We start from the raw sequence: 24655 nt of genomic DNA, 5'->3' as shown, positions 1-24655 counted from the left end.
ATTGTGGGTGACGGAAGAATAGCCGGGGCGCGGCTCACTATCTGGGTATCTTTGAAACGAACGGTAACTATTTGTTAGGTCGGTAAATCTTTACCGGCATTGATGTCGCTTCGGAGCGCGCCGGACGGCTGGCGAAGGCGATTGCATCGTACGTCGCCGCTCTTTCGTCATACGTTAACGCGCTTTGCCATTGCCACGGCGGGTGGCCGCTTTGCTTCGCAGTATCTGGCCGCGTGCCTCATTGCGCGGCTGGAAGATGAAGACGCCGCACGCAGCGCGCTGCACTACGTCGCGCTATAGCGCGCCTCGCCATCAGCCCGGACCATCGCTCGCGGCCGCGAGAAGCGGCACGACCAGATCGCTGATCGGCGTCGGAATGCCGTGCGTTCGTCCGTAGCGCTGCACGACGCCATTCCGGCAGTCCCATTCGAGCGGACGGTTGCCTTGCCGGTCGGCAAGAATCGACGTCCCCAAATCGGGCGGAAAGCCATGGAATCCGTCGACGATCTCCTGCGGCACTTCATCGCCCAGCTTCGCCCCCTCCGCACGCGCGACCTCGAGACATTCCCGCAAGTACGCGAGCGACAGGTCGGTGATGTCGCTTCGCGCGAACATGCCGGCGCGGCGACCGGTCAGCACCATGAGCCCCGCCACTGCATTCTGCAAAAGCTTTCGCCACGCGAGCGAGATGAAATCCTCCGCCACCTCGGGCGAGCATCGCGTGCCGCGCAAAGCCGAAACCACCACGTTGCTCGCCGGCGTATCGGGCAGCGTGAGCCGAGGCGTGGCCCGCAGCCACACCGACGTGCCCGATTCGCGCTGCGCGGGAAACCAGACGACCGACGGCACGATCGTGGCGCCGGCCGCATACGGTGCGAAGGCGGCTTTCTGCTCGACGCCGTTTTGCAGCACGCAGACGACGGTATCCGCATCGCATAGCGCGGAGACCCACGGTGCCGCGCTCGCGATCTGCGTCGACTTGACCGCGACGAACACGAGATCGAACCGTTCGTGGACCGCTTGCGGATCGGTCAGCACGGGCCCGGGCACGACGATCTCGCCGCCATCGAAGCGCAACGTCAACTGCTCGTGCGCCGAGCGGCCACAGATCACCGGGGTGCGGCCGGCTTCATGAAGGGCCGCGGCGACGGTCGTTCCGATCGCGCCCGGGCCGACGAGGGCGACGCTCGGGTAGTCAGGCTTCGTCATGGTGTTCATCCCGTGAGTGGTCTGTCAGATGCGGGCGCAGTGCGAGAGCGAGCGGAAAAATCGCCAGCGCGGTCAACGCGGTCGCATACGTGGCGCCGTGCACACCGATCCTGTCGCCCAGGAAACCGTAGAGAACGGGCGAGATCGCGCCCGATGCGATCGTCCCGGTATAGAAAATCGCGAATGCGCGCTCGGTGCGCTCGGGTGCGGACATCTCCGGGACGGTTCCATACAGCACCGACGACGTGCCGTTGAGCATCATGCCCAGAATCGGCAGCAGCACCATGGTAAGCGTCAACGGAAGATAGATCACCGCGACGATGCACGCCGCCGTACCGCCCTCGGTGAACAACACCGTCCTCACCGTCCCCATGCGCGCGCCGAGCCAGCCGCACATGAATTTGCCGGCCGCACCGCCGATGAAGACGAGTGCAAGCGCCGTTCCCAGCAGTTGCGGCGAGACGCCCTTTGCCTTCAGCAGGAAAGGCAGAAAGGTAAGCAGTCCCATGCGTACGGCCGTATCGAGCACGCCGATGGAAAACAGCGCGGAGAATCCGCTTCCTCCGGTGCCGCCGCGTCGAGCGGGCGCTGGCTCTTTTGCCGTCGCCTGCGCGGCGGCGCGGGGCACGGCGGGAAACCAGAGCGCGATGCCGGCGGCCACGACGCAACCGAGCCCGGCGACGATCCATAGCGCATGGCGCCACGGCATCATGGTCACAAGCAGCGAAATGGCGGCCGGCAGTGCGGATTTCCCCAGGTCGCCGGAAAAGTTGTAGATGCTCAGCGGGCCTCTCGCATCGCGCCCATAGACGCGGGAGACGGCGCCCGACGCGATCGGATGCTGCGTGCTGGAGCCGCCGCCCGAGATCGCGAGCGCGACGCCCAACCCGAGCAGGCCACCCGACATGCCCGCGAGCGCGTAGCCGAGCGCGGCGAGCAGCGTACCGATTGCGAGCGTCGCGCCGCTGCCCAGACGTTGCGCGACACGCCCCGCGGACAACTGCAGCGTCGCCATCGTGCCGGCGTAGACGCCGCGCAGGATGGCAAGGGCCGCGAAGTCGAGCCCGAATTCCGACTGCCACACGGGGAGCAGCGCGTAGATCATGTCCGTGTAGCCATCGTGTATTGCATGCGCCACGCAGGACAGCCACAGCACGCGCGGCCTCGACGGTGCGGTTTCCCGCACGACGGGAGGGGAAAAAACGGGCAAGCGCATTGTCATTCTCTCCGTACGAGCGATGAATGGGAGGCGCTCGCGGTGGGGTTTTGAGGCTCGACGCGTAAATTCTATGACCGAGGCGCCAGCCATTTCAATTGAGCTAAAATCCCGTCACCAGAGAGAAAAAGTCACGTCATGGATGAAAGCCGAGGGGCTTCGAAGCACCGGGACGAGTTGCCTCCGCTCAATGCGCTGCGCGCTTTCGACGCGGTCGCGCGGCACGGCAGCTTCGCCGGCGCCGCGGCGGAACTGCACGTCACCCACTGGGCCGTCGGAAAACAGATCCGGTTGCTGGAGGACTGGTTCGGCCTGCCGTTGTTCGACCGTCGCCCGCGTGGCGTCGTGCTGACCGACGAAGGGGCCGCGTTGCTGAACGACGTCAGCCACGCGTTCGAGCGCCTCGGCACCGCGGTGGTGCGGCTGCGCCATAACCCGTTCGCGCACCGGATATCCGGCGTCGTGCGGGTGAACGTGCCGATGAGCTTTGCGCTGTGCTGGCTGCTGCCGCGGCTCGCCGATTTCCATGCGCGGTACCCCGATATCGACGTCAGGGTCTCGACCACGTCGCGCAAGCTGCGCTATGTCGCCGACGCTTTCGATATCGGCGTGCGCTCAGGTCCCGAGCAAGGGCCGGGCGTCGTATCGCGTCCGTTGATGCCCGACCCGCGTGTGCCGGCTTGCAACCCCGCGTTGCTGCGCCGGCATCCGATACAGAGCGTGACCGACCTGCGTCATCACACGCTGCTGCATTCGGCCACGACGCGCTCCGCCTGGTCGCACTGGTTGAAGGAAGCGGGTGCGCCCGATCTGCGGGCCGCGCGCCACGTCGAATTCGATCACGTGAATCTTCAGCTGGGCGCGGCGATCGAGGGGCTCGGCGTGGCGCTGGCATCGTTGCCGCTGATCGGGCGCGATCTTGCCGAAGGGCGCCTCGTGTGTCCCATCGCGTCGCCCGTCTGGCGTGCCGACGACTACATGCTGGTGACGAACGCCGATCGCGCCGACGACGCGGCCGTGTCCGCGTTCGACGCGTGGATGGAAGGGATGGCGAGTCAGGACGGCGGCTAGATTCGCCGTCAGACCAGGCGGCACGACACCGGAGCCGTGCCGCCACTGCTCCGGTGTCGCGAGTCGGCGATCAGAAGCCGTGGAACATGCCGATGTTGACCTGAACCTGGTTGCCGCCCGACGAGGTGTTGCCGAAGTCGGCAGCGGAAGCCTGCGCACCCTTGGCATGCACGTAGGCGCCCATCGCGTACAGCGCGGTGCTCTTCGACAGCGAGTACGTCGCACCCAGCGACACCTGGTTGATCGAGGCCATCGTGCGACCTTCGGCGGCTTGCGCGGGCGTGGCCGCGGAGCCGTATACATACGTGTAGCCGGTCGCCAGCGACAGCGCCGGCGTGACGCGGTACTGCAGCAGCGCACCGAGCACGTTGAAGTGGATCGACGCCTGGCCGTCGTTGCCCTTGTACTGGGCGTTCGAGTAGCGCAGGCCAGCCGTGTACGGCCCCACCTCGTATTGCGCGGCGACTTGCGCGATGCCCGCGCTCTTGAACGCGTTGCCGCCGTTGTAGCCCGAACTCGGATAGCCCAGCGCGCCGCCGAAGCTCGGTTGCGCCGTTGCGTTCAACCATCCGTTCTCGCCCTGGTTGACCGCATGAAAGTAGCCGCCGGCGACCGTCAGGCCGCCTTGAGCGTAGGTGGCGGCACCCGACCACGATTGCCCCGAGCCCGTTGCGCCGGCCACGCCGCCGAACGAGTACGCGGCTTCGGCCTGGAAGCCGTGGATGATCGGCGAAATGTACTTCACCGCGTTGTTCTGGTTCGTCGTGTTGTCGTTGTTGTCGACGTCGCCCGGCGTCGAGAAGGTCGACGCCGAAATGGCGTCACCCGTCAGGACCTGAACCATTTCCGTCACGGCGTCAAGCTGGCGCCCCATGCGCACCGTGCCGTACTGATTGGACGCGAGGCCCACGTAAGCCTGGCGGTTGAACAGCGAACGCGTGGAACCGATCGGCCCCTGGCCGCCTATGCCGCCTGTCCCGATGCTGAAACCGTTCTCGATCTTGAATACCGCCTGGAGACCGCCGCCGAGATCCTCCTGCCCCCTGAGGCCCCACTTGTTCGAACCCGCGGCGCCGCCATCGAGGCCGTACCGGCTGTGGCCATTGATGTTCGACGTGTAACCGATACCTGCATCGAGCATGCCATACAGGGTGACCGACGACTGTGCCATTGCTGCCGACGATGCTGCGAAGGCGGCAACAGCGATAACGCTGATGTTGATCTTTTTGTTTTTCATCTGCATTTCACTGTCAGGAGTGGTTTCGGGATGGGGTGAAACGGCTTTTGTCGTATCCGATGCAGCGGGCGGCGCATGGCCTGCAAGTCGCGTCGGTCGCGACGGCCGGCGCCGTATTCGCCAAATCGGCATGCCAAGTCTGCTCGCTTCGTGGTCCTTACAATTGTCCTTGCTCCGTTGTCGCATCGCTCATCCTTGCGGACTGGCTAAGCGTCCGGTTCAGCCGCCGGCGACGGGCGCCGATCCAGCCTGGCCGCACTTTGCAAGTGGAAGGACCATATCAGGAACATAAATTCCGGTCAAAATTTGTTTGATATAAGTTAATCTCGTTTGATCGCCGGGCACCTTACGGGATTTCCCTGATAAGAACCGGCACGAAGGCGACGCGTTATCGAGATCCGCGCCATCACGCTGACGGATCTCGACCACGGCAAGCGAATTCAGCTTAGGTGGAGCGGGGAGCAATAACCGGATTCGACGGGCGGCACGATGAGCGTCGATCCGGCAGTACCGGTTGTCATCGTTCCATTTATTCCGGGATTGCAATAATTGAAACAGAGGGAGCGATTGTTGAATGCCGGTTCATATTGGCCGCAAGCGGGTTTTCCGCGTGTCACGGAATGGCGGATGGCTTTATGCGGGCGAACCGGCTCATGCGGACGCCGGACGAAGCGGATTTTCCGGGGGCGGTAGCCAGGCCTCCGATTCCAATCGAACGTCAATCGCGCACGAAACTCAGCATTCGATCCGGCGTTGCATTAAATAGAATTTCATGTCGTCGCGGCCATGCATTGCAATCGGTATCGGATCGCGTTCAAAGCCGAGCATTTCGTAGAACGGGTATGCCGATTCGCGCGCCGTGCACCAGAGCAGCACGCCACGCTGTTCGCGCACATGGCGAATGGACAGATTGACCAGCAGGCGTCCGAATCCCAGGCCGCGTGCCGACGGATCGACGGCCATGCCGCGAAGGCGCCACGCCTCAGTGTTCGAAGCGCCGGATGGTGCTTCTTTACATACCGACGCCACCGCAACGATCCTGTCGTTGTCACGAACGGCAAAATGCATCGTCGTTGGGGCGTGGTCTCCGTGTAGCGCGCTTCCCTCTTCATCTCCCGCCATCAGGATGGCAGCCCTGAGGGGATAGGTTTCTTCCGCACGGACGGCACAGATGGTAAAGCGCACATCTTGTGAGGTCATATAATTATCGGCTCTCTTCGTAACGCGTATTTTCTTCCAATTTTCTTTCGGCATACCCACTCGCAAAATTAGCAGTTGCCGGGCATGGCCAGTAAGGGTAATTTCCTACCTGTTTCTTTTTTCGAATCATACGCCAACTGCGATCACAGATGACGTTGAAAGTATCGACAGATGCAGAACGGGCCTACGACGAGATCCGATCGAGGATTTTCGACGGCCGTCTTGCGCCTGGGCAGAAAGTATCTCACCGAGGCCTGTCGGACGAACTGGGTTTTGGTCAAATGCCGGTGCGCAGCGCATTGCATTTGCTCGAATCCGAAGGGTTGGTCGTCGTGATCGAAAAGAGTGGCACCTATGTCGCGTCGCCGACTACCAGTGACCTTCGCGAAATTTTTGAAATGCGGCTGGCCCTGGAGAGTACCGCAGCGTTTCTTGCAGCGAAGTCGGGCGTAACGGCAGGCCTTCGCGAGGCCGCGGCAAAAATGCAGGAACTGATCGACCGGGACGTCGCGGACATCATGCTCGAGCAACGTATCGGCTGGGTGTTTCATCAAGAGTTGTTTGCTGCCGCACGGAACGTCCGGATCTCGTCGGCGTATGGTTTATTGCGGGCCCAGACCTTGGCCCTGAACGAGCTCCCGCGTGGCGACGCGGAAACCGTTCGGCGCGGCACGATCGAGCACCTGCACATCTTTCACGCAATCGAAGCGAACGACGGCGAACTTGCGCGTCAGCATATGTGGAATCACATCGTTGACGGCACGCCGGCACGGATAAAACTGCTAAAGGCACGGCATGAACACGAAAAATAAAGGGCTTTCCCTCCCGATGCAAATGTTGGGGGGACTTGTGCTGGGCGCCGCTTGCGGCGTGTTTGCCCCGGGCTTCGCCGCGAAGCTGGGTTTTCTCAGCACGATGTTCGGCCACGCGATCAAGATGGTCGTCATGCCGCTGATCTTCCTGTCGGTCACGGTCGGGGTCTTTCGCGCGGGCCGGTTGCGCGAGCGGCTCGGAAAGGTTGCCCTGTCCAGTATCGGCTTCTTCATTCTTATGACCGGCCTGGCCGCCTCGTTCGGCCTGCTGCTCAACTTTGCATTTCGACCGGGTCTCGGGGCAAGCCTCACCCACTCCGGATCGATGCCCGCCGCGCTCGCGTCCAGCATCGACTGGACGAAATTCCTCGTCGATTTGATCCCGGCCAACATCGTCGCTGCGCTGGCTGCCGGGAATTCGCTCCCGGTGCTCGTCTTCGGCGTCATTTTCGGCGCGGCATTGTCGGCTGCCCCGGAGCGTGCCGAGCCTGCGATTGCCGTTTTCGAAGCGCTGCTGTCGGGGCTGTTCAAGATGATCCAGTGGGTGATCGCATGGTCGCCGCTCGCGATCTTCGCCGCGATCGCGCAACTGTTGGCAGCCAAGGGCTTTACCGGCGCGCACTCGCTCATCGAGCTGCTGGGGGTGGCCTATCTCGGCATGGCGATTCTTGCGCTCGTGCTCACCGTCGTCATTCGCGTCGCCGGTCAGTCGCCGCTCGCCGTGCTCAGGAAGGTGAAGGAACCGCTGATCCTGGGTTTCACGACGCGTTCGTCCGAAATTACCTACCCGTTGCACCTGAAGAAGCTGGTCGAACTGGGCGTGCCCTACGGCGTGGCGTCCACGATCTTGCCGCTTGCCTATATTTTCAATCGCGACGGCGCGGTCCTCTACACGGCCCTCGCGGTCGGGTATCTGGCCGACGCTTATCACCTGGTCTGGTCCTGGCCGCTGGTGATCACGGTTCTGATCTTGACGATAGTCACCATCGACGGAGCAGCCAATGTGCCGTCCGGCGCGATCGTCGCGATCACCATCGTTCTCACGTCGATCGGGTTGCCGGCCGATGCGGTGCTGCTGCTGTTGGGTGTCGACGCGTTTTTCGACATGGGGAGAACCGCTCTCAACGTCTACGGGAGCACGGCGGCTGCCGCCGTGGCGGTGAGGCTGTCGGGTTCGGAGAGTACACCCGCGGAAACCGTGACGGGTCAGGCAAGCGTGTAGGAGCTCCGGAAGCGTGGCGGTGCGCATTTCATGTTGCGCCCGCCCGTTGCAAGGCGCTGGCGTAGCGCCACGCGAGCATCCGGGCACGACGGGAAGACGGCATGGGATGGGCGAGTGCCTTTATCAATTTACAGTTAGTAGAACGGTGTATCGTTGCAGGAGAAACGTGATGATTGGTTCGGAATCCGCGGATTTTTTCATGCTGCGCTTGGGCACGCCGCATCCGTCGTGGACATTCACCGATGACAGCAACATGATCGGCATTGTCGATTGCGACGGGGTGGTGAGCGCCATGTTCGAGCTGGATCGCAACCAGGTCGCACAGATCAGGGGGCTGGGCCGATCGGTGGAGAGAATCCGGTGTACTTGCGAGCGTGCTGGCCGGGAGCTCCACTTTTATCTCCATGGCAGACAGGTGTCTCAAGGGCTGTGGGCCGGCGTCGCATCGGCCGATCCCGACTATCTGCCGACCGACGCGATGATCGCAACATGGGAAGGACCGAAGTCTGGCGAAGCATTCGAGCGTGCGGGCATGAGCGCTCGCGTGACTGCGTCCGCTAGCCCGGCCTGAACTGCGATCACAGATTGCTGCGCGGGGCGGGCGGAAGTCCCGATTTTTGGGGCGGTCGTTGACATCCCGTTTGTTTGTAGGCGTACGCCGTTCAAAGTATGTGGTTCTGGCACACTCAACCTCGGATCGCCAGGACCTTTTGCTGGCCAGCTTACTGGCCAGCGTTTTTTATTCCTTGAGCCGATCGCATCGGCTCGCTTGCTTCACGCTCGCCGATCGAGGAGAGGCGTGCCGCGCTGAAGTCCGCGTCGAACGAAGACGTCAGGACGCGGTTGGCCTCCCTCGTCGGTGAAGCGCGAGATAACGTCGCCGCCTGGAAAGGCGGCGATCCCGCACAAAGCACAAGATCGGCTCGATCGGGAATTTCGTTTCGGGTGTGGGGGCGGTTGCAGTTGCATCGTCAGCGACCGTACGTCAGACACTGTCCAGCCGACCCACGATCACTCGACTTCACCACCCTCGCTGAAAGAAGGCTCCCATGGCAGAACTCGACGACGCAATTCACCAGCAGATCGACGCATTGGCCGCGGCAGGCGATGCGTTGGCCGAAGACGGGGACTACGAAGGCGCGCTGGCGAAATATCGGGAAGCGTTCGATCTTCTTCCCGAACCGAAGACCGACTGGGAAGCCGGCACCTGGTTGTTGGCCGCGATCGGCGACGCGAATTTCCTCCAGGAAGACTACGGGGCAGGACGCGACAATCTCGGTTATGCGATGCGTTTCCCCGGTGCGATCGGCAATCCGTTCCTGCATCTCAGGCTCGGGCAGTGCCAGTTCGAACTCGGCAATCTGGATCGTGCCGCAGACGAGTTGATGCGCGCCTACATGGGCGACGGGCCGGCGTGTTTCGAGGGTGAGCACGGCAAGTACCTGCGATTTCTGGCCACGCGAGCGCAAGGGATCGAGGCGCCCTGACGAGATCGCGCGCCCTCGATGCCCGGATGGCCCCGTACCGCCCGGCCGAGCGCTTGCTTGCCCCTGCACCCCGCCTGCCAACGACAATGACCCTGACCTTCCTTCTCGTCACGCACACCGACGCCGAAGCCCTCGTCGCGATCCGCATCGCCGCGATGCGCGACAGCCTCGAGCGCATCGGCCGTTTCGATCCGCAGCGTGCGCGCGACCGGTTTCTCGCGTCGTTCGACCCGGCGCTATGCCGTTTCATCGAAACCGACCATGCGCGTGCGGGCTTCTACACGCTTCGCCCGATGACGGATCACTGGCTGCTCGACCACCTGTACATCGTGCCCGCGCATCAGCGGAAGGGCATCGGCGCTGCCGTGCTGCGCAAGATCCTGGCCGACGCCGACGCACATCGAATGTCCGTTCGCGTCGGCGCTTTGCGCGGCAGCGATTCGAACCGCTTCTACGAACGGCACGGCTTCGTGCGAACCGACGAAGCGGAATGGGACATCCATTACCGTCGCGAACCGGGCGCGACGACGACGTAGCATTTGCGTGACGCATTCCGGTTGAAATCGACACGCGAGCATTAGCGTTTTCACCAATGTGGAAGACGCGGCATCGGCCGATGTTGCAGAGAGGGCGTAAATAATTGATCCGAGGCCGATTATGACGACATCTGCAACAAACGGCGTGAATGCCGTGCCGCCCGAAACGCCCGACACGGCAGCCGCAGCCGGCGAAGCGGCCCGCTTACCGTCGATTCTGCTGGTCGACGACGAACCGAACGTACTGTCCGCGCTCAGGCGCGTGTTCCGGCCCACCGGCTACGACATCGCGACCGCCGACAGCGGCGAGGCCGCGCTCGAGATTCTGGCGTCGACGGAAATCGACCTGATCGTGTCCGACATGCGGATGCCGCATATGAGCGGCGCGGAATTCCTGGCGCGCGCTCGTGGGCTCTACCCGGACACGATGCGCATTCTGCTGACCGGCTATGCGGAGATCGCGTCGGTCATGCAGGCCGTCAACGAAGGGGGCGTGTATCGCTACCTGAACAAGCCGTGGGACGATCACGACCTGCTGCTGACCGTCGAGCAGGCGCTGGAGCAGCGCCGTCTGCGCCGCGAAGCGTCCCGGCTGGCGGCGCTGACGGAAGCGCAGAATGAAGCGCTGCGCCGTTTCAATACGGATCTCGAAACGCAGGTTCGCGCGCGCACCGAGGAGCTCGGCCAGACGGTGATGTTCCTCGAAGCGGCGCAGCGCGACCTGAAAAGCAGCTTCACCGCGATGGTTCAGGTATGCGCGAGCATGATCGAGCTGCGCTGCGGGGCCGCGAGCGGGCATGCGATGCGCGTGGGCGAGATCGCGCGCCGGCTCGCGCTCGCCGCCGGGATGAGCGAACTGCATGCGCAGGACGTCTATTTCGCGGGGCTGCTGCACGGCATCGGCAAGCTGTCGCTGCCGGACGAATTGCTGCACAAGCCGCTCACGCGGATGACGACGGACGAGCACCGCGTGTTCCAGGAGCATCCGCTGCGCGCGCAGATGGTGCTGACGCCGGTCGCCCAGTTGCACAAGGTCGCGTCGATCGTGCTGCACCAGTACGAGCGCTTCAACGGCCGCGGCACGCCGGACGGTCTGGTCGGCGACGCGATCCCGGTCGGGTCGCGGATCGTCGCGATCGCACGCGATTTCGAAGGGCTGCGCCACGGCGAAATCGGAGCGCCGCATTCGATCGAGCAGGCGATCGACGTGTTGCACTCGCAAGCAGGCATGCGTTACGACCCGCAACTGGTCGCAGGCTTCGTCGAGTTGATGCGGGATCCCGAGAGTCTCGGCATCGCGGCGTCCGTCGCGGAAATCCGGTCGGCTCAACTGCGCGAAGGGATGGAGCTCGCCGACGATCTGCGCACGCATCGCGGCGTGTTGTTGATGACGAAAGGCAGCGTGATGTCCGCGCACCAGATCGAGCTCGTACGCCGCTTCGAAACGCGAGAGGGCACGCCGTTCGACATTCTCGTGCTGGCCCACCCGGCCGGGCAGGCGCATGCCCCCCACACGGGCGCGCCGCCGGGCTGACGTCGAACGGCGGCCTGATGGCCGCGGTGCGTGCGACCGCCCGCACCGCGGCGATGCAATCAACCGGTTCCGGGCGTCCGATCATGCATGGCATCTACAACCTTCCGCTCGTCCTGCTGTCGCTCGCGATCGCGACGCTGGCCTCCTATACGACGCTCGACCTCGCCGCATTCATTTCGCTGCTCGACAATCCGAAGTTGAAGCGCGCCTGGCTGGGCGGCGGCGCGGCCGCGATGGGCACCGGCATCTGGTCGATGCATTTCGTCGGCATGCTCGCGTTTTCGTTGCCGGTACCGCTAGGCTATGCGTGGCAGGAAACCGGCGCCTCGCTCGCGATCGCGGTGCTCGTATCGTATTTCGCACTGAACGTCGTCACGCGCGCACGGCTGGGCTGGCGGCGGCTGTGCGGGGGCGGCGTGCTGATGGGCGGCGGGATCGCCGGCATGCACTACACGGGGATGGCCGCGATGCACATGGCGCCCGGCATTCGCTACGATGCGTGGCTGTTCGCGGCGTCGATCGGCATCGCGGTGATCGCGTCGACGGCCGCGCTGTGGATCGCGCAGGCGTTGCGCATGCAGCAGGCCCGCTATGCGACCGCGCAGCGCATCGGTGCGGCCGTCATCATGGGCATCGCGATTACCGGCATGCACTACACGGCGATGGCGGCCGCGCATTTCGCGCCGGATGCCCGGTGCGGCGCCGCGAACGGCGTCGACGCGCCATGGCTCGCGACGACGGTCGCGTTGTTCACGATGGCGACGCTGGTGGTCACGCTGCTGGTGTGCCGTTTCGATGCGCGCACAACGTTCCTGCGCGGGATGACCGACACGCTCGAACGGCTCGTGCGGTTGCGAACCGGCGAACTCGAACGCGCGCTGCATCGCTACGAGCAGACGACGCAGATGCTGCAGCGCACGCGCGAGAACATGGCGACCGAGATCGACGAACGCAAGGCCGCGCACGCGCTGCTCGAACAGGAGAAGGACGAGCAGCGGCGCCTGCTGCATGCGCTCGAGGAAACGCACGAGCAATTGCTGCAGTCGGAAAAGCTCGCGTCGATCGGCCAGCTCGCGGCCGGCGTCGCGCACGAGATCAACAATCCGATCGGCTTCGTCAGCGCCAACCTCAATACGTTGAAGACGTGGGTGCGCAGCCTGCTCGAGGTGGTCGCCGCGCATGAAGCCGCGCTGCCGCGGCTCGATCCGGTCACCCGCGACGCGCTGGCGGCCGTGCACCGTGCCGCGGATCTCGACTACGTCCGCGACGAGATCGCGATGCTGATCGACGAATCGATCGACGGCGCGCTGCGCGTGCGGCGCATCGTGCAGGATTTGCGCGATTTCTCGCGCCCGGCCAGCGACGCATGGAGCGTGGTCGATCTCCACGCGGGCCTCGAGAGCACGCTCAACGTCGTCCACAACGAACTCAAGTACAAGGCCGACGTCGTGCGCGATTACGGCGACGTCCCGCACGTCGAATGCTTGCCGTCGCAGTTGAACCAGGTTTTCATGAACCTGCTGGTCAACGCGGCGCAGGCGATTCCGGAGCGCGGCGTGATCACGATCCGCACGTCGAGCGACGGTGATCAGGTATCGATCGCGATCAGCGACACCGGCGCCGGCATGACGCCCGACGTCGTCCGGCGGATCTTCGATCCGTTCTTCACCACGAAGCCGGTCGGGCAGGGCACGGGGCTCGGGCTGTCGGTATCGCACGGCATCGTCGAGCGCCATCGCGGCACCATCGACGTGACCAGCGAGCCGGGACGCGGCACGACCTTCCGGATACGGTTGCCGGTTCGGCGTGCCGGCGACCGCGCGAACGCGGCGGCGCTGGAGCAGCGGGCATGACGACGCGATGGGGACCGGAGCGAGCGTCGCGCGTCACGCCACTCGCTTGCGCCGCTGACGGCGAAAGAAATGCCAGAACATCGCGGTCGCGTCCGGGCCGGTGGCGGAATGGAACGGCTCGCCCGGATCGCCGCCGCTCCATGCATGCGGCAGCCCGCGAACGACGCACACCCTGACGACCAGCCGTCCACCCTTCAGATAGTCGACGTAGTCCGCATCGTCGTGCGCGTAGCTGCGTTGCTCGCCGACGCGGATCGCACCGTGTTCGTCGATGAGCCGGTTGAGCCGCGCGAACGCGATGCCGAGCTGCGTCGCGTTCCGGTCGGTCACGACCGTATCGAGCCGGCCATGGACGACGAAGGCCGGCATGCCGGGATAGGACGCGACGTCGGCGCACGCATCGAGCGCGTGGATCGGATCGTCGCGGATGCCGCGGCGCATCAGGTTCATCGCAGCCATCGTCGACGACGGCGGCGCGATGGCCGGCCCGGAGTGCAGGCCGACGGCCGCGAAGCGGTCGGGATACCGGAGCGCCAGCGTCGCGGCGAGCCCGGCGCCGGCTGACATGCCGGCCACGTAGATCCGGTCGCGATCGAAGCCGTGGCGCTGGACGATGGCGTCGACCAGCGACGCGACGGACGCGGCTTCGGACTGGGTCGCATCGCCATGCCAGTGCCAGCACCGGTGCGCGTGGGCCGTCTTGGCCTGTTCGGGAAACAGCACCGCGAACCCCGCCCGCTCCGCGAGGCGGCACATGCGCGTGCCCGCGGCGAACGATTCGGCGGTCTGCTTGCAGCCGTGCAGCATGACGACGGCCGGCATGCCCGCGGTTGTCGCCGGTGCGGCCGGAAGATACAGCGCGTACGCAAGATGGTTCACGAGCCGACCGGCGCTCGGGCCAGCCGAATGAAACGAGCGGAGCCAGGTGCCGGGCGGCCGGGCCGACGGGGCGCGTGCGGAACCTGTCCGTTCGGCGGCGCGGGCTGGGGCGGCCGGTTTGGCGGGCCGTCGAGTGAGCTTGGGCTTGGCGGCGGTATTTTTGGCGGCCGGCCGCGGCTTGCCGGCGCGCTTCTTCGGACGTGCACCGGCCGCGGCGGAAAACAGTTCGAGATGCCGCAACCAGAGGCTGGATTTTTTCCTGGGCATGTTCAATCTCGTGCCGGCGGCCGGCCGTGACGGGAAGAGGCGGCCGATCCCACCGTCGAATGGAAGTCGAACGGGGGCGACGCAAGGTTCATGCTGCCGGTGTCGCGGCAATCGAAAAGTGGCGCGCTGCCGAATGGGAATGACGCGGATCGATTATCGGCGATACTGGCCGCCCAACGTGACGGGCGTGAGAATCGAAGCCCGTTTCGGCCCTTGAAAGACAATGGCGGCCTGGATCCCGGACTTCATTGCCGATTATTTACCTGGCATCGGCTTGCTGTTTTTCACGATCAAATCCATCGGGAATCGTCCGGCCCGCCAGGCCTGGCCGCTGGCCGTACGTCGCCCGTGCAGCCGGAAATGACGACGGTGACGATCCAGTCGTCGGCTAATGCCCTTATTCACGTGATATCGTGCGGTTCGACAGAAGCATCCACCGTTCATTCCGTTGTGAGGGGCGACATGCGTCTTTCTGATTTCATCGTACGGAACATGGAACCGATCCTGGTGCAGTGGGAAGCGTTTGCTGCCACGCTGTTGCCGGCCGCGAGGCATATGACCTCGCACGCGCTACGCGACCACGCACGCGAGATCCTGATCGCCGCCGCCAAGGACATCGCGACCCCGCAGACGAGGGAAGCGCAACACGAAAAATCGCTGGGGCGCGCACGCGAGCCGGAGAACGCGCGCGAGACGGCCGCCCAGACGCATGCCGTTCTGCGCGCCAGACGGGGCTTCGACATCAACCAGTTGGCGGCCGAGTATCGGGCGTTGCGTGCCAGCGTGCTGCGCCTGTGGATCGACGCGTGTCAGCCGTGCCCGCCCGATATGGACGACATGATTCGATTCAACGAAGCGATCGATCAAGCGCTGGCGGAATCCATCGCTTTTTTTACCGAACAGGTCGAACGGGCTCGTAACCTGTTTCTCGGCATGCTGAGCCACGACATGCGCACGCCGCTGCAGACGATCCAGCTCACGGCGTCGTATCTTGGCGCGCTCAATGCGGGTGAGGAGGTGTCGGTGGCTGCCGCTCGGCTGATCAGAAGCGGTAGTCGCATGCAGGGCCTTCTCGATGATCTCTGCGATTTCAATCGAACCCAGCTCGGGCTGGGCATCAACGTCGTTCCTCGCGATATCGATCTCGCGCACGTGCTCGTCAATGTGGTGGACGAGTTGCGGGCCGCTCATCCGGATCGCGAAATTACCGTCGATATGCGTGGGGATCTCCAGGGTGAGTGGGACGACCAGCGAATGCAGCAGTTGCTGAGCAATCTGGTGAGCAATGCCGTCAAGTACGGCGCCCACGATGCGCCGGTGCGGGTGATGGCTGCGGCGACCGGCGCCGAAGTGGTCGTCGAGGTCGGCAACAGCGGGCCGGCGATCGATCCGCGCACGCTCGACCGCATTTTCGATCCGCTCGAGCGCGGGGAGGAGGATCGGTCGCGAAGGACGGGCGACGATGCTGGCCTGGGGCTCGGGCTGTTTATCGCCAACGAAATCGCCAAGGCGCATCGCGGCCGGATTGACGCTCGGTCCGATCAGGCGGAAACCGTTTTTGCGGTGCGGTTGCCGAAAGGCGGGTGAAAGGGGAGTGGCCCGCGGCCGGCGTCGCGCGTGCGCTAGACCGGCGCATACCCGCCATCGGCGAACAATTCGCTGCCCGTCATGAAGTTGCTCTCATCTGACGCAAGAAACAGGGCCGCGGCGGCGATTTCGTCCATTTTTCTCAAACGTCGATGGGAATTCGTGCACTGAGTTACGGAGCAACGGACACGTGCTGGGTCGTTGAGCGTGCGTATGCCCGACTACATCATTTCCGCCGCCTCCACATTCGTTTCGGGCGCCGTGCCGATGTTCATGGCGCATTCCTCAAACTGAGGTGCCGCCTGATCCTGGAATACCTTCCAGCCTGTCCAGCAACCTTTTCGAAAACCACTATCGAGAATACGTGCCGCCGCCACATCCGGGACGGTTCAATTGGGACATCTTCAGGCGTATCGCTTGCTTTTTCCCACCTGCCTCCAGAGCGCTTCGATATCGATTGGCAAGAATTTACAAAAATCAAGATTTCTTTGGAAAAAATTTTCGGATCATTTCGGCGAAAATCGCACGGTCGGAAGTGTGCGCGCACATGGATTGCCAAAAATTTTTAAAATGAGGTTTCCAGTGAAATCCACAAACACCAGCCTTACGGAACGCCGAGTGTGCAGCATATTGTTGGGATTTCATGCATCGGTTTTCACTGCGGTGGCCATACACTTCTTTTTCCATACGCCAAATGGGCAGTTCGCAACGTTCGTCACGGCATTCACGCTCGCTTACAGCATTATCGCCTTGGCTTGCTTTCTGATATATAGATATCGCCAGTGACAATTGCGCACCAATGGCCGTGGTTTGCAATTACTTTCGATGGCCGGCGAGGTTGCCAATCTTCGCGTGTTCGATGCCTGGTCTTTTTCATTCACCATCCGTTGAAATCCTGAGTACGAAGCCGCGATTTATTTTTTATCGGCGATAAGTCATAACCCAATCCCATTGCGAACGGGAAAGACGGCATGCGCCCCGGCCGCATATCCGAGATTGCTCTACCAGAACGTCTGCTCTTGGCTGTGGTCACTGACGCCACCTTCTTTCCGAGCCGGCAACGGCTCGCGCATTGCGCGTCGAGCCGTAGATCGAATCGAGCCCGTCGCCCTTGCGGAACGCACGCTGCGCGGCCGCTTCATCGAGCAGGTGCGTGCCCTTCAGCAGCGGCAGGTACTGCGCCGGCGCGACGGTGATCGCATCGCAGATCAATCCCGGCGCATCGGCCGACGTAAAGATCGCGTGTGCGCCCGGCGCGCGCTTCAACGCCTCGCCCGCATTCGGTTGCCACGCAGCCACCGCCGCGATGTCGGCCGACGAACCGAGCACCTGCGGCAGCTCGTTGGTATTCGCATTCGCGAGCGTGACGTCGCCGTCCTTGAGCCCATGCTTCTGCAACGCGGTTTCGAGCAGCAGATGATCGACGAGGTCGAGCTCGACGCCGACCTTCTTGCCCTTCAGCGCCTCGACGGTGCGCAGCGGCGGCTTCGCGACGATCATGTCGTACCGGATTTCCGGTGCTCAAGTGGACGACTTCACTGACGCTTGCACCAAAATGATGTCGCCAACCGGCTTACACCCGGATTAATTTTGTCCACGCTTAGTGGACCTCGACTTCCCACGGTAAGCTGACGAATTCCTGATCGATTCTTCGGCTTGCGAGAGAAAGCGATGAAGGTGACGATTGCGTACATCGAAGAACCGCCATTCGGCTGGACCGAAGCGGAGGGCACCGCTACCGGCGCCGATCTCGAACTCGCGGCGATGATCCTCCGGCAGATCGGCGTCACCCGGATCGAGTATTGCGCGACGACGTTCGGCGAATTGCTGCCCGGCGTCGCATCAGGTCACTGGGACATGAACGTGCCGCTCTTCGTGACGCCGCAGCGAGCCCATACCGTCGCGTTCAGCGTGCCGGTGTGGGGCATCGAAGACGGTTTTCTGGTTCGTCCCGGCAACCCGAAGGCGCTCAGGAGCTATGCGTCGATCGCCGAACGTCCCGATACGCGCCTCGGCATCATTGCCGGGCAGGTCCAGCATGATTCCGCGATGGCGTCGGGCGTGAGCCGGCGGCAAATCGTCGTCTTCGAACAGCAGGCCGACGCGATCGCGGCCGTGCTCTCCGGCGTGATCGACGCCTATGCGAGCACCGCGTTGGGGAATCGAATCGTGGCGGGCCGGATAGGCAGCGCGCTGATCGAGGCCGTCGCGCACGAGTCGGATGTCGACGGCGAACAGCGGACGCCCCCGCTGGGCGCGTTTTCGTTCAGCCGAGAAAACCGCAGTCTTCTCGACGCGTTCGATCGGGGACTTCGTGCCTATCTCGGCTCGCCGGACCATCGCGCTCGCATGGCGAGATTCGGGCTGACCGCGCGCGAGATCGATCCGGCCGTCTTGCACGCAGGGTAGGCCGACACTCGCCATGAGGGGGCATGCCCGTGCGTCGCCGTTCGGGCGTCGGACGTGCCCGGCATCGGATGACAGGGCGTGATGGGGCAGCGGGGTTCGACTCGACCATCCACCGGAACGTTACTTTGGCCATCGCCACACTGGATCACCCAGATGTTCGGCGAAGTAGTCGGATAACGCCGTCACCTTCGCGGGCCGTGCCCGCGCCGACGGCGTAACGAAATAAAGGCCGCCCTGGGTCAGCGACCAGTCGGTGAGGATCGCTTCAAGACGGCCATCGGCCAGATATTCGTAGGCGATGAACTCCGGCAGCTCGGCGATCGCCAGGCCATCGAGCAGCGTCGGCAACAGCGCATCGGCGTTGGTGACGCGCAGCGGGCCCGTCGGCATGACCGGCTCCTCGTCGCCTGCGTCGTTCGTGAAGCGCCAGACGGCACTCCGCGCGCGATACGCGTACGACAGACAAGGGCGATCGGCCAGCTCGCTCGGATGCGTGGGGCGCCCTTCGCGCGTTAGATATGCCGGCGCCGCCACCACGAATTGCGTGACCGCGCACAGCCGACGCGCGACCAGCGACGAATCCGGCAGCGCGGCGATCCGCAACGCCGCGTCGAATCCGTCGGCGATCAGATCGACCGACGCATCCGATAAATGCAGGTCGATCGACACTTCCGGATACGCGCGAAAGAAGCCCGGCAGCAGCGGCGCGACCCAACGCAGCCCGAACGACATCGGCACGGCCAGCCGCACCAGCCCGCGCGGCTGCACCGACATTTCGCGCGCCGAGCTTTCCGCCTCCTCGGCCTGGCGATAGATCTCGCCGGCTTTCTCGCTGATCGTCCGGCCGAACTCGGTCAGCGACAGCTGGCGCGACGTGCGGTTGAACAGCCGCGCGCCGAGCCGCTCCTCCAGACGCGCCACGCCGCGCGAGACGGTGGCGACCGACACCCCGGTCGCGCGCGCCGCGGCGGCAAACGACCCGTGCTCGGCCACTTTTGCGAACATCGCGAGCCCTTCGAAATCAGGTAGGTGCGCCATTTCCTTTCGTCTTTGCATTTATGCAACGTTTGTTTGCGATTGATTCTATTTCGAAATGATCGGGCCGTCGATATTCTCCTCACATCGCAGCACGTCACATCCGACCGAAACACACACTGATCCAATGAAAGGAGCAATACGATGGCACGCAAACTCGACAACAAGATCGCGCTCGTCACCGGCGCAACCAGCGGCATCGGCCTGGCCACCGCCCAACGCTTCGCGGCCGACGGAGCGCACGTCTATCTGACGGGCCGCCGACAGGCCGAACTCGATGCGGCCGTGGAAGGGATTCGCGCAGCCGGCGGCAACGCGACCGGCGTGCGTTCCGATTCCACGAAGCTCGACGAACTCGACGCGCTGTATGCGCAAATCAAGGAAGAGCAGGGGCGCCTGGACGTGCTGTTCGTGAACGCCGGCGGCGGTTCGATGCTGCCGCTGGGCAGCATCACCGAAGCGCACTACGACGACACCTTCGATCGCAACGTCAAGGGCGTGCTGTTCACCGTGCAGAAGGCGCTGCCGCTGCTCGCCGATGGCGCATCGGTGATTCTCACGGGCTCCACGGCGGGTAGCGCGGGCACCGCGGCGTTCAGCGTGTACTCGGCTTCGAAGGCGGCGGTGCGTGCGTTTGCGCGCAGCTGGATTCTCGACCTCAAGGAACGCCGCATCCGCGTGAACACGATCAGCCCGGGCGCGACCCGCACGCCCGGCCTGCTCGATCTCGCCGGTGACGATGCGGCTCAGCGGCAGGGGCTGGCCGATTATCTGGCCGCGCAGATTCCGATGGGGCGCCTCGGCGAGCCGGGCGAGATCGCGAGCGCGGCGCTGTTCCTGGCGTCCGACGACGCGAGCTTCGTGAACGGCATCGAATTGTTCGTCGATGGCGGCCAGCAGCAGATCTGAGTTTGAGGGATCGACGGCGACGTCGTAGACGCGTTCGCGTCGATCGGTTTCAGTGCATGCAGGAGCGTGTGGGGGCCTGTTGTCGTGGTGCCGGGGATCGTGGTCGGCGGTAACGCGCCGCCGGGATCGACTGGTGGTTGCCGGCCATCGGCGGCCATTGACCTTCGACGGGTTTGCGACCGCCCGCTGACGCGAAGCGGACGGTGGTGCAGCGCGTCGGACCGGCGTGGGGTTCTGCCGCGAACGTATCTTCAAGCCGCCGCGGGCCGTCCTTGCGGCTCGGCGAGATGCGCCAGCCCGAGGCTCTCCAGTGTCTGCGCCTGGATCGCTGCGGCTTGAGCGTTGAGCGCGTCGGCACCGAATGACTGACCGACGACCCAACGTGCGGCCGCGTGCCCTGCGCTCGCCCGACGAGTTGCACGATGGCGTCGGCGACGTCGTGCGGGTCCGGCGCGTGGTCGCTCGCGAACAACGCCATCAACGTCTCGACCAGTCGGTCTGAACGATTCGCGCATGGTCGTCGCTGCGGATCGCGTGGTCACGGCAGGATCGGCCATGGGCCATCTCGACCTTGCGCTGTGGTTGCTGCGTCAGGCCAGTCCCGAACTGGCCACGCTCGTGGCCCGCTTCATGCTGATCGACAAGCGTTCGTCGCAGGCCGAATACATCATTCCGGATTACCTCGCACACGCCGATCCATTGATCGCGCGATTCGAGCGCTGGGCCCGCGAGAATCTTTCCCTCGGTTTCTCGCTTCAGACCGCGGCAGCCGCGCTCGCCGTCGGACCACGCACGTTGCAGCGCCGTACCGAGGCGGTGCTCGGGAAGTCGCCCTTGGCGTTCTTCCAGGATCTCCGAATCGAACGGGCGCAGAACCTCGTGTCGATGGGGTACGACCTGGAGACGATCGCGAGCGAGGTGGGCTACGCGGATTCGGCGACGTTGCGGGCGTTGTTGCGTCGCAGGCTCGGCCGAGGCGTGCGGGCATTGCGTGCCGACAATCGCTAGCGAAGCGGTGGCGCTCCCGGTACGGCTCGGCATGGCTTCGCCAATGGCGAGCGCGTCGGCCTCGAAGAAAACCGTCGCCGCGCATGCCGAAGCAAGGTTCCATGGGCGCCGCCGGAACAACACTAACGCGCGCCGCGACCCCCGTGACTGCCCGTCAGTTCGACCATGAAATCCAGGAACGCGCGGGTTTTCGCCGGCACGTGATGCCGGGACGGGTAGTACGCGTATAACGGATACCGCTCGTCGGCCCATTCGGGAAAGAGATTGATCAGCCGGCCGTCGGCGATCAGCGGCTCGGCGCCGAGCAGCAGCATCTGCGCAATGCCGGAACCGGCGAGGCACGCATTGAGCAGCGCGCCCGGATCGTTGACCGTCAGGCGTCCGCGGGTGTCCACCACGATGCGTTTGCGTCGCCGATGGAATTCCCACGTGAACGGCTTGCCCGTCTCCGGATTGCGAAATTCCAGGCAGCGATGGCTGCGGTTTTCGAGGTCCTGGGGCTGGGCCGGCCGCCCCCGGCGCGCGATGTACGAGGGCGCCGCGACCGTCACGACGCCGGTATCGAGGAGCTTTCTCGCGATCAGGCTGGATGCCCGCGGTTCGCCGAATCGCACGGCGAGGTCGAAGCCGTCCATCACGAGATCGCCCAGGCTGTCTCGCGCGATGAGTTCGATTTCGAGCTCGGGATGCGCGTCCATGAACGCATCGAGCCGCGGCCCGAGAATGGCCCGGTAGACGACCGGATCCAGATTGATTCTCAGCTTGCCGCGCACGGCGGAGACGCCGCTCGCCGCCGCCGCCGCGGCTTCCTCCAGCCCGGCGAGATGGGGCATGACCTGCTCGTAAAAGCGGCGGCCTTCTTCCGTCAGCGACACCGATCGCGTCGTTCGGTTGAAAAGCCGGATGTTCAGCTTTCTTTCCAGCCGCGCAATCGCCCGACTGACGCCCGGCGGCGTCATGCCGATGACGTCGGCGGCCGCCGAGAACGTGCCGGCATCGACGACGGCGGCGAACACGCTGATGCTGCCGGACAGCTTCTCGCTACTGGATCTCATGGAGGTTCGAGTGAATACGGGTGGCGGATCGTGCGGCGCACTGAAGGCCGGCACGCCAACGCCGCACAGCGTAGCCATGCCGGGCGTCCGTGTCGATCATGCCGAATTGATGACGCGTTGTCACTTATCTGATGCCATCCATGTCGTTTTGTTTTGGTCGGCGTTTGCCCAGAATGCGACCCACGTATTCACACATGGAGAACGAACAATGTATGCAATCACCGGAATCACCGGCCAGGTCGGCGGCGCACTGGCGCGCGAACTGTTGGCTTCGGGTCGGTCGGTGCGCGCGGTGGCGCGCGATGCGACGCGGGCAGCGGCGTGGGCGGAGCGCGGGTGCGAGATCGCGACCGCGTTCATGGAAGACCCTTCGTCGCTCGCCGCCGCGTTCGCCGGCGCGACGGGCGTTTTCATCCTGCTGCCGCCTGTGTTCGATCCGGCGCCCGGGTTTCCCGAAACGCGGAAGGTGATCGAGGCCGTATCCGCCGCGCTGCTGAAGGCGCGCCCCGAAAAGGTCGTGTGCCTGTCGACGATCGGCGCGCAGGCCGACGAGCCCAATCTGCTCACGCAACTCGCGCTGATGGAGCAGGCGTTGCGCGAGATGCCGATGCCGGTGACGTTCCTGCGGCCCGGCTGGTTCATGGAGAACGCCGCGTGGGACGTCGCGTCCGCGCGCGACGCGGGCGTCGTCGCCAGTTACCTGCAGCCGCTCGACAAGCCCGTGCCGATGGTCGCCACCGCGGACGTGGGCCGCGTCGCGGCGGAACTGCTCCAGCAGACGTGGAGCGGGGTGCGTGTCGTCGAGCTCGAAGGCCCGCGGCGCGTGAGCCCCAACGATCTCGCGCAGGCCTTCGCTCGTGTTTTGAGCCGGGACGTGCGCGCGGAAGCCGTCGACCGGCGAACGTGGGAAGCGCTGTTTCGCGCGCAGGGCATGAAGCATCCGATCTCGCGCATGCGCATGCTGGACGGCTTCAACGAAGGCTGGATCGATTTCGAAAGCGGTCCTGACGAAATCTTGCGCGGTCGTGTCGCGCTGGACGCGGTTCTGGGCGAGCTGGTGTCGCGTACGGTCTGATTGAATGCGGTGGGCGACGCGTGGCGCGCTTGCGCCGCGCCCGCCCATGCATCGGATTTTCGGTCAGACGAATAGTGGTTTTCCTGTCGAAGTGATTTCATCGGATGCGTTCTCGAAGGAGAAGCTGGATCACATGCGCCTGCTTGGCGCGAAGCTGACGCTCGTCCCGAGCGACGGCGGCAAGCAAACCGAGAAGCTGACGAAGGACATGATTCGCGAAGCGCATCGGATTGCCGGCGAGACGGGCGCATACATCACCGCGCAGATGGAAAACACCGATCAGCTCGACGCCTATACGAAGATGGCCGACGAGATCTGGGAGCAGACCGGCGGCCGTCTCGACGGTTTCGTCCAGAGCGTCGGCACGGCTGCGTCGCTGCGCGGGATTTCGCGGCGCTTGCGCGAGCATGACGCACGCATCCGGATCGCCGGGGTCGAGCCGGCCGAATCGGCGGTGCTGTCGGGTGGGCCGACCGGGGCGCACAAGATCGACGGAATCGGCGCGGGCTATGTCGTGCCGCTCTGGCGGGACGGCATCGCCGATGAGCTCGAGCGCGTCTCCACGGAGGACGCGAGAGCCATGGCGTTCCGGTTGGCCGCAGAGGAGGGGCTGTTCTGCGGTACGTCGACCGGCGCCAACGTAACCGGCGCCTTGCGACTCGCCGAACGGCTCGGCCCGGACGCCACGATCGTGACGATCATGTGCGACACGGGCATGAAGTATTTGAAGTCGTTCGCGCAAACGATCGGCTGATGGCCGGGAAGGGCTGGCTTCCCCGTTTGGGGCCGACATCCGTCGATGTGACTCAGGCCATGGACGGATCCGTCATGCCGGGGGCCCCGGTCTCGACATATCCGGCAAACTGGCGCAGAAAGCGTGCATCGGCGTCGCACGTGATGCCGATGTCGTACCCGCTTGCTGGCCGCGAGGGGCCACGGAACCTGTACCGACCGTCCGGCCTGCACGGTCATGGACTGTGCTGCGACCTCGTAGCGATTGGCCGTGATCGAGCATGTCACGACGGATTTTCCGCTATGGGTCAGGTTGATCTCC

Annotated in this window: 21 protein-coding genes and 6 pseudogenes; 16 read left to right on the top strand and 11 right to left on the bottom strand. The window is 64.4% G+C overall.

The genetic code is table 11. The features are described from left to right. Positions 1–189: 189 nt before the first annotated feature. Positions 190–300 (top strand): annotated as a pseudogene (locus CFB89_RS35590) (AraC family transcriptional regulator); the annotation flags it as partial. A 12-nt stretch (positions 301–312) separates the two neighbouring features. On the opposite strand, the gene CFB89_RS32180 reads toward CFB89_RS35590, so the two are convergent. Beyond that, the gene (locus CFB89_RS32180; protein WP_089471476.1) at positions 313–1209 is read right to left on the bottom strand and encodes an oxidoreductase; all 897 of its coding nucleotides are present in this window, start codon (positions 1207–1209) and stop codon (positions 313–315) included. Beyond that, positions 1196–2425 carry an MFS transporter gene (locus CFB89_RS32175; protein ID WP_089471475.1) on the bottom strand — a complete coding sequence of 410 codons (1230 nt, stop codon included), beginning with the start codon at positions 2423–2425 and terminating at the stop codon, positions 1196–1198. Before CFB89_RS32175 ends, CFB89_RS32180 begins: the two co-directional genes overlap by 14 nt. A 138-nt stretch (positions 2426–2563) precedes the next feature. Between CFB89_RS32175 and gcvA the strand changes: the two genes are divergently transcribed. After that, entirely contained in the window at positions 2564–3496 is a 933-nt protein-coding gene (gene gcvA, locus CFB89_RS32170) for a transcriptional regulator GcvA (RefSeq protein ID WP_089471474.1), read from the top strand. Positions 3497–3566: 70 nt separating this feature from the next. Here gcvA and CFB89_RS32165 read toward each other — a convergent pair whose 3' ends face one another. Together CFB89_RS32165 and CFB89_RS32160 are read right to left on the bottom strand one after the other, a co-directional pair. Next, on the bottom strand, positions 3567–4733 hold the full coding sequence (locus CFB89_RS32165) for a porin (RefSeq protein WP_089471728.1): 1167 nt from the start codon (positions 4731–4733) through the stop codon (positions 3567–3569). Positions 4734–5468: 735 nt separating this feature from the next. Beyond that, entirely contained in the window at positions 5469–5933 is a 465-nt protein-coding gene (locus tag CFB89_RS32160; protein WP_089471473.1) for a GNAT family N-acetyltransferase, read from the bottom strand. Between the two features lie 149 nt (positions 5934–6082). On the opposite strand from CFB89_RS32160, the gene CFB89_RS32155 reads away from it, so the two are divergent. The 7 genes from CFB89_RS32155 (at position 6083) to CFB89_RS32125 (ending at position 13377) form a co-directional block, all read left to right on the top strand. After that, positions 6083–6745, top strand: a complete 663-nt coding sequence (locus tag CFB89_RS32155; protein ID WP_089471472.1) for a GntR family transcriptional regulator — start codon at positions 6083–6085, stop codon at positions 6743–6745. After that, the gene (locus tag CFB89_RS32150) at positions 6729–7967 is read left to right on the top strand and encodes a dicarboxylate/amino acid:cation symporter (RefSeq protein WP_179233572.1); all 1239 of its coding nucleotides are present in this window, start codon (positions 6729–6731) and stop codon (positions 7965–7967) included. Before CFB89_RS32155 ends, CFB89_RS32150 begins: the two co-directional genes overlap by 17 nt. Before the next feature lie 169 nt (positions 7968–8136). Then, complete coding sequence (locus CFB89_RS32145) at positions 8137–8538, top strand: hypothetical protein (RefSeq protein ID WP_179233571.1); 402 nt, start codon at positions 8137–8139, stop codon at positions 8536–8538. Between the two features lie 478 nt (positions 8539–9016). Then, positions 9017–9454, top strand: coding sequence for a tol-pal system YbgF family protein (locus CFB89_RS32140; protein ID WP_089471469.1), 438 nt, complete (start codon positions 9017–9019; stop codon positions 9452–9454). Between the two features lie 86 nt (positions 9455–9540). After that, the gene (locus CFB89_RS32135; protein ID WP_089471468.1) at positions 9541–9990 is read left to right on the top strand and encodes a GNAT family N-acetyltransferase; all 450 of its coding nucleotides are present in this window, start codon (positions 9541–9543) and stop codon (positions 9988–9990) included. A 121-nt stretch (positions 9991–10111) separates the two neighbouring features. Continuing rightward, entirely contained in the window at positions 10112–11524 is a 1413-nt protein-coding gene (locus CFB89_RS32130; protein ID WP_089471467.1) for an HD domain-containing phosphohydrolase, read from the top strand. A gap of 83 nt (positions 11525–11607) precedes the next feature. Continuing rightward, on the top strand, positions 11608–13377 hold the full coding sequence (locus CFB89_RS32125) for a histidine kinase (protein WP_089471727.1): 1770 nt from the start codon (positions 11608–11610) through the stop codon (positions 13375–13377). Between the two features lie 33 nt (positions 13378–13410). On the opposite strand, the gene CFB89_RS32120 is transcribed toward CFB89_RS32125, so the two are convergent. Continuing rightward, positions 13411–14523 carry a PHB depolymerase family esterase gene (locus CFB89_RS32120; protein ID WP_089471466.1) on the bottom strand — a complete coding sequence of 371 codons (1113 nt, stop codon included), beginning with the start codon at positions 14521–14523 and terminating at the stop codon, positions 13411–13413. 462 nt (positions 14524–14985) lie between these two features. Between CFB89_RS32120 and CFB89_RS32115 the strand changes: the two genes are divergently transcribed. Beyond that, positions 14986–16110, top strand: coding sequence for a sensor histidine kinase (locus CFB89_RS32115; RefSeq protein WP_089471726.1), 1125 nt, complete (start codon positions 14986–14988; stop codon positions 16108–16110). Positions 16111–16145: 35 nt separating this feature from the next. Here the strand turns inward: CFB89_RS32115 and CFB89_RS32110 are convergent. Then, a pseudogene (locus CFB89_RS32110) lies at positions 16146–16259 on the bottom strand (SDR family oxidoreductase); the annotation flags it as partial. Between the two features lie 45 nt (positions 16260–16304). Between CFB89_RS32110 and CFB89_RS34645 the strand changes: the two are divergent. Continuing rightward, positions 16305–16446 (top strand): annotated as a pseudogene (locus tag CFB89_RS34645) (IS5/IS1182 family transposase); the annotation flags it as partial. A gap of 141 nt (positions 16447–16587) precedes the next feature. On the opposite strand, the gene CFB89_RS35140 reads toward CFB89_RS34645, so the two are convergent. Beyond that, positions 16588–16926, bottom strand: coding sequence for a hypothetical protein (locus CFB89_RS35140; protein ID WP_179233557.1), 339 nt, complete (start codon positions 16924–16926; stop codon positions 16588–16590). A gap of 246 nt (positions 16927–17172) precedes the next feature. Continuing rightward, positions 17173–17613 (bottom strand): annotated as a pseudogene (locus tag CFB89_RS32105) (ABC transporter substrate-binding protein); the annotation flags it as partial. A 168-nt stretch (positions 17614–17781) separates the two neighbouring features. Between CFB89_RS32105 and CFB89_RS32100 the strand changes: the two are divergent. Continuing rightward, entirely contained in the window at positions 17782–18519 is a 738-nt protein-coding gene (locus tag CFB89_RS32100) for a transporter substrate-binding domain-containing protein (RefSeq protein ID WP_089471464.1), read from the top strand. Between the two features lie 120 nt (positions 18520–18639). Here the strand turns inward: CFB89_RS32100 and CFB89_RS32095 are convergent, their stop codons facing one another. Next, complete coding sequence (locus tag CFB89_RS32095) at positions 18640–19557, bottom strand: LysR family transcriptional regulator (protein ID WP_089471463.1); 918 nt, start codon at positions 19555–19557, stop codon at positions 18640–18642. 141 nt (positions 19558–19698) lie between these two features. Here CFB89_RS32095 and CFB89_RS32090 point away from each other — a divergent pair, with 141 nt between their 5' ends. Further along, positions 19699–20463, top strand: a complete 765-nt coding sequence (locus CFB89_RS32090) for an SDR family NAD(P)-dependent oxidoreductase (protein ID WP_089471462.1) — start codon at positions 19699–19701, stop codon at positions 20461–20463. Positions 20464–20955: 492 nt separating this feature from the next. Further along, a pseudogene (locus CFB89_RS32080) lies at positions 20956–21471 on the top strand (helix-turn-helix domain-containing protein); the annotation flags it as partial. A 122-nt stretch (positions 21472–21593) separates the two neighbouring features. Here CFB89_RS32080 and CFB89_RS32075 read toward each other — a convergent pair. After that, entirely contained in the window at positions 21594–22526 is a 933-nt protein-coding gene (locus CFB89_RS32075) for a LysR family transcriptional regulator (RefSeq protein WP_089471461.1), read from the bottom strand. A gap of 208 nt (positions 22527–22734) precedes the next feature. Between CFB89_RS32075 and CFB89_RS32070 the strand changes: the two genes are divergently transcribed. Continuing rightward, complete coding sequence (locus tag CFB89_RS32070) at positions 22735–23601, top strand: NmrA family NAD(P)-binding protein (protein WP_089471460.1); 867 nt, start codon at positions 22735–22737, stop codon at positions 23599–23601. 46 nt (positions 23602–23647) lie between these two features. Continuing rightward, complete coding sequence (locus CFB89_RS32065; protein WP_256979815.1) at positions 23648–24355, top strand: PLP-dependent cysteine synthase family protein; 708 nt, start codon at positions 23648–23650, stop codon at positions 24353–24355. Between the two features lie 221 nt (positions 24356–24576). On the opposite strand, the pseudogene CFB89_RS35585 reads toward CFB89_RS32065, so the two are convergent. Then, a pseudogene (locus CFB89_RS35585) lies at positions 24577–24645 on the bottom strand (hypothetical protein); the annotation flags it as partial. Between the last annotated feature and the right edge of the window lie 10 nt (positions 24646–24655).

Source organism: Burkholderia sp. AU16741, assembly GCF_002223345.1.
Classification (GTDB): domain Bacteria; phylum Pseudomonadota; class Gammaproteobacteria; order Burkholderiales; family Burkholderiaceae; genus Burkholderia; species Burkholderia sola.
Note: the sequence above shows the minus strand (reverse complement) of the source record. Positions and strands in the feature narration are given on the sequence as shown.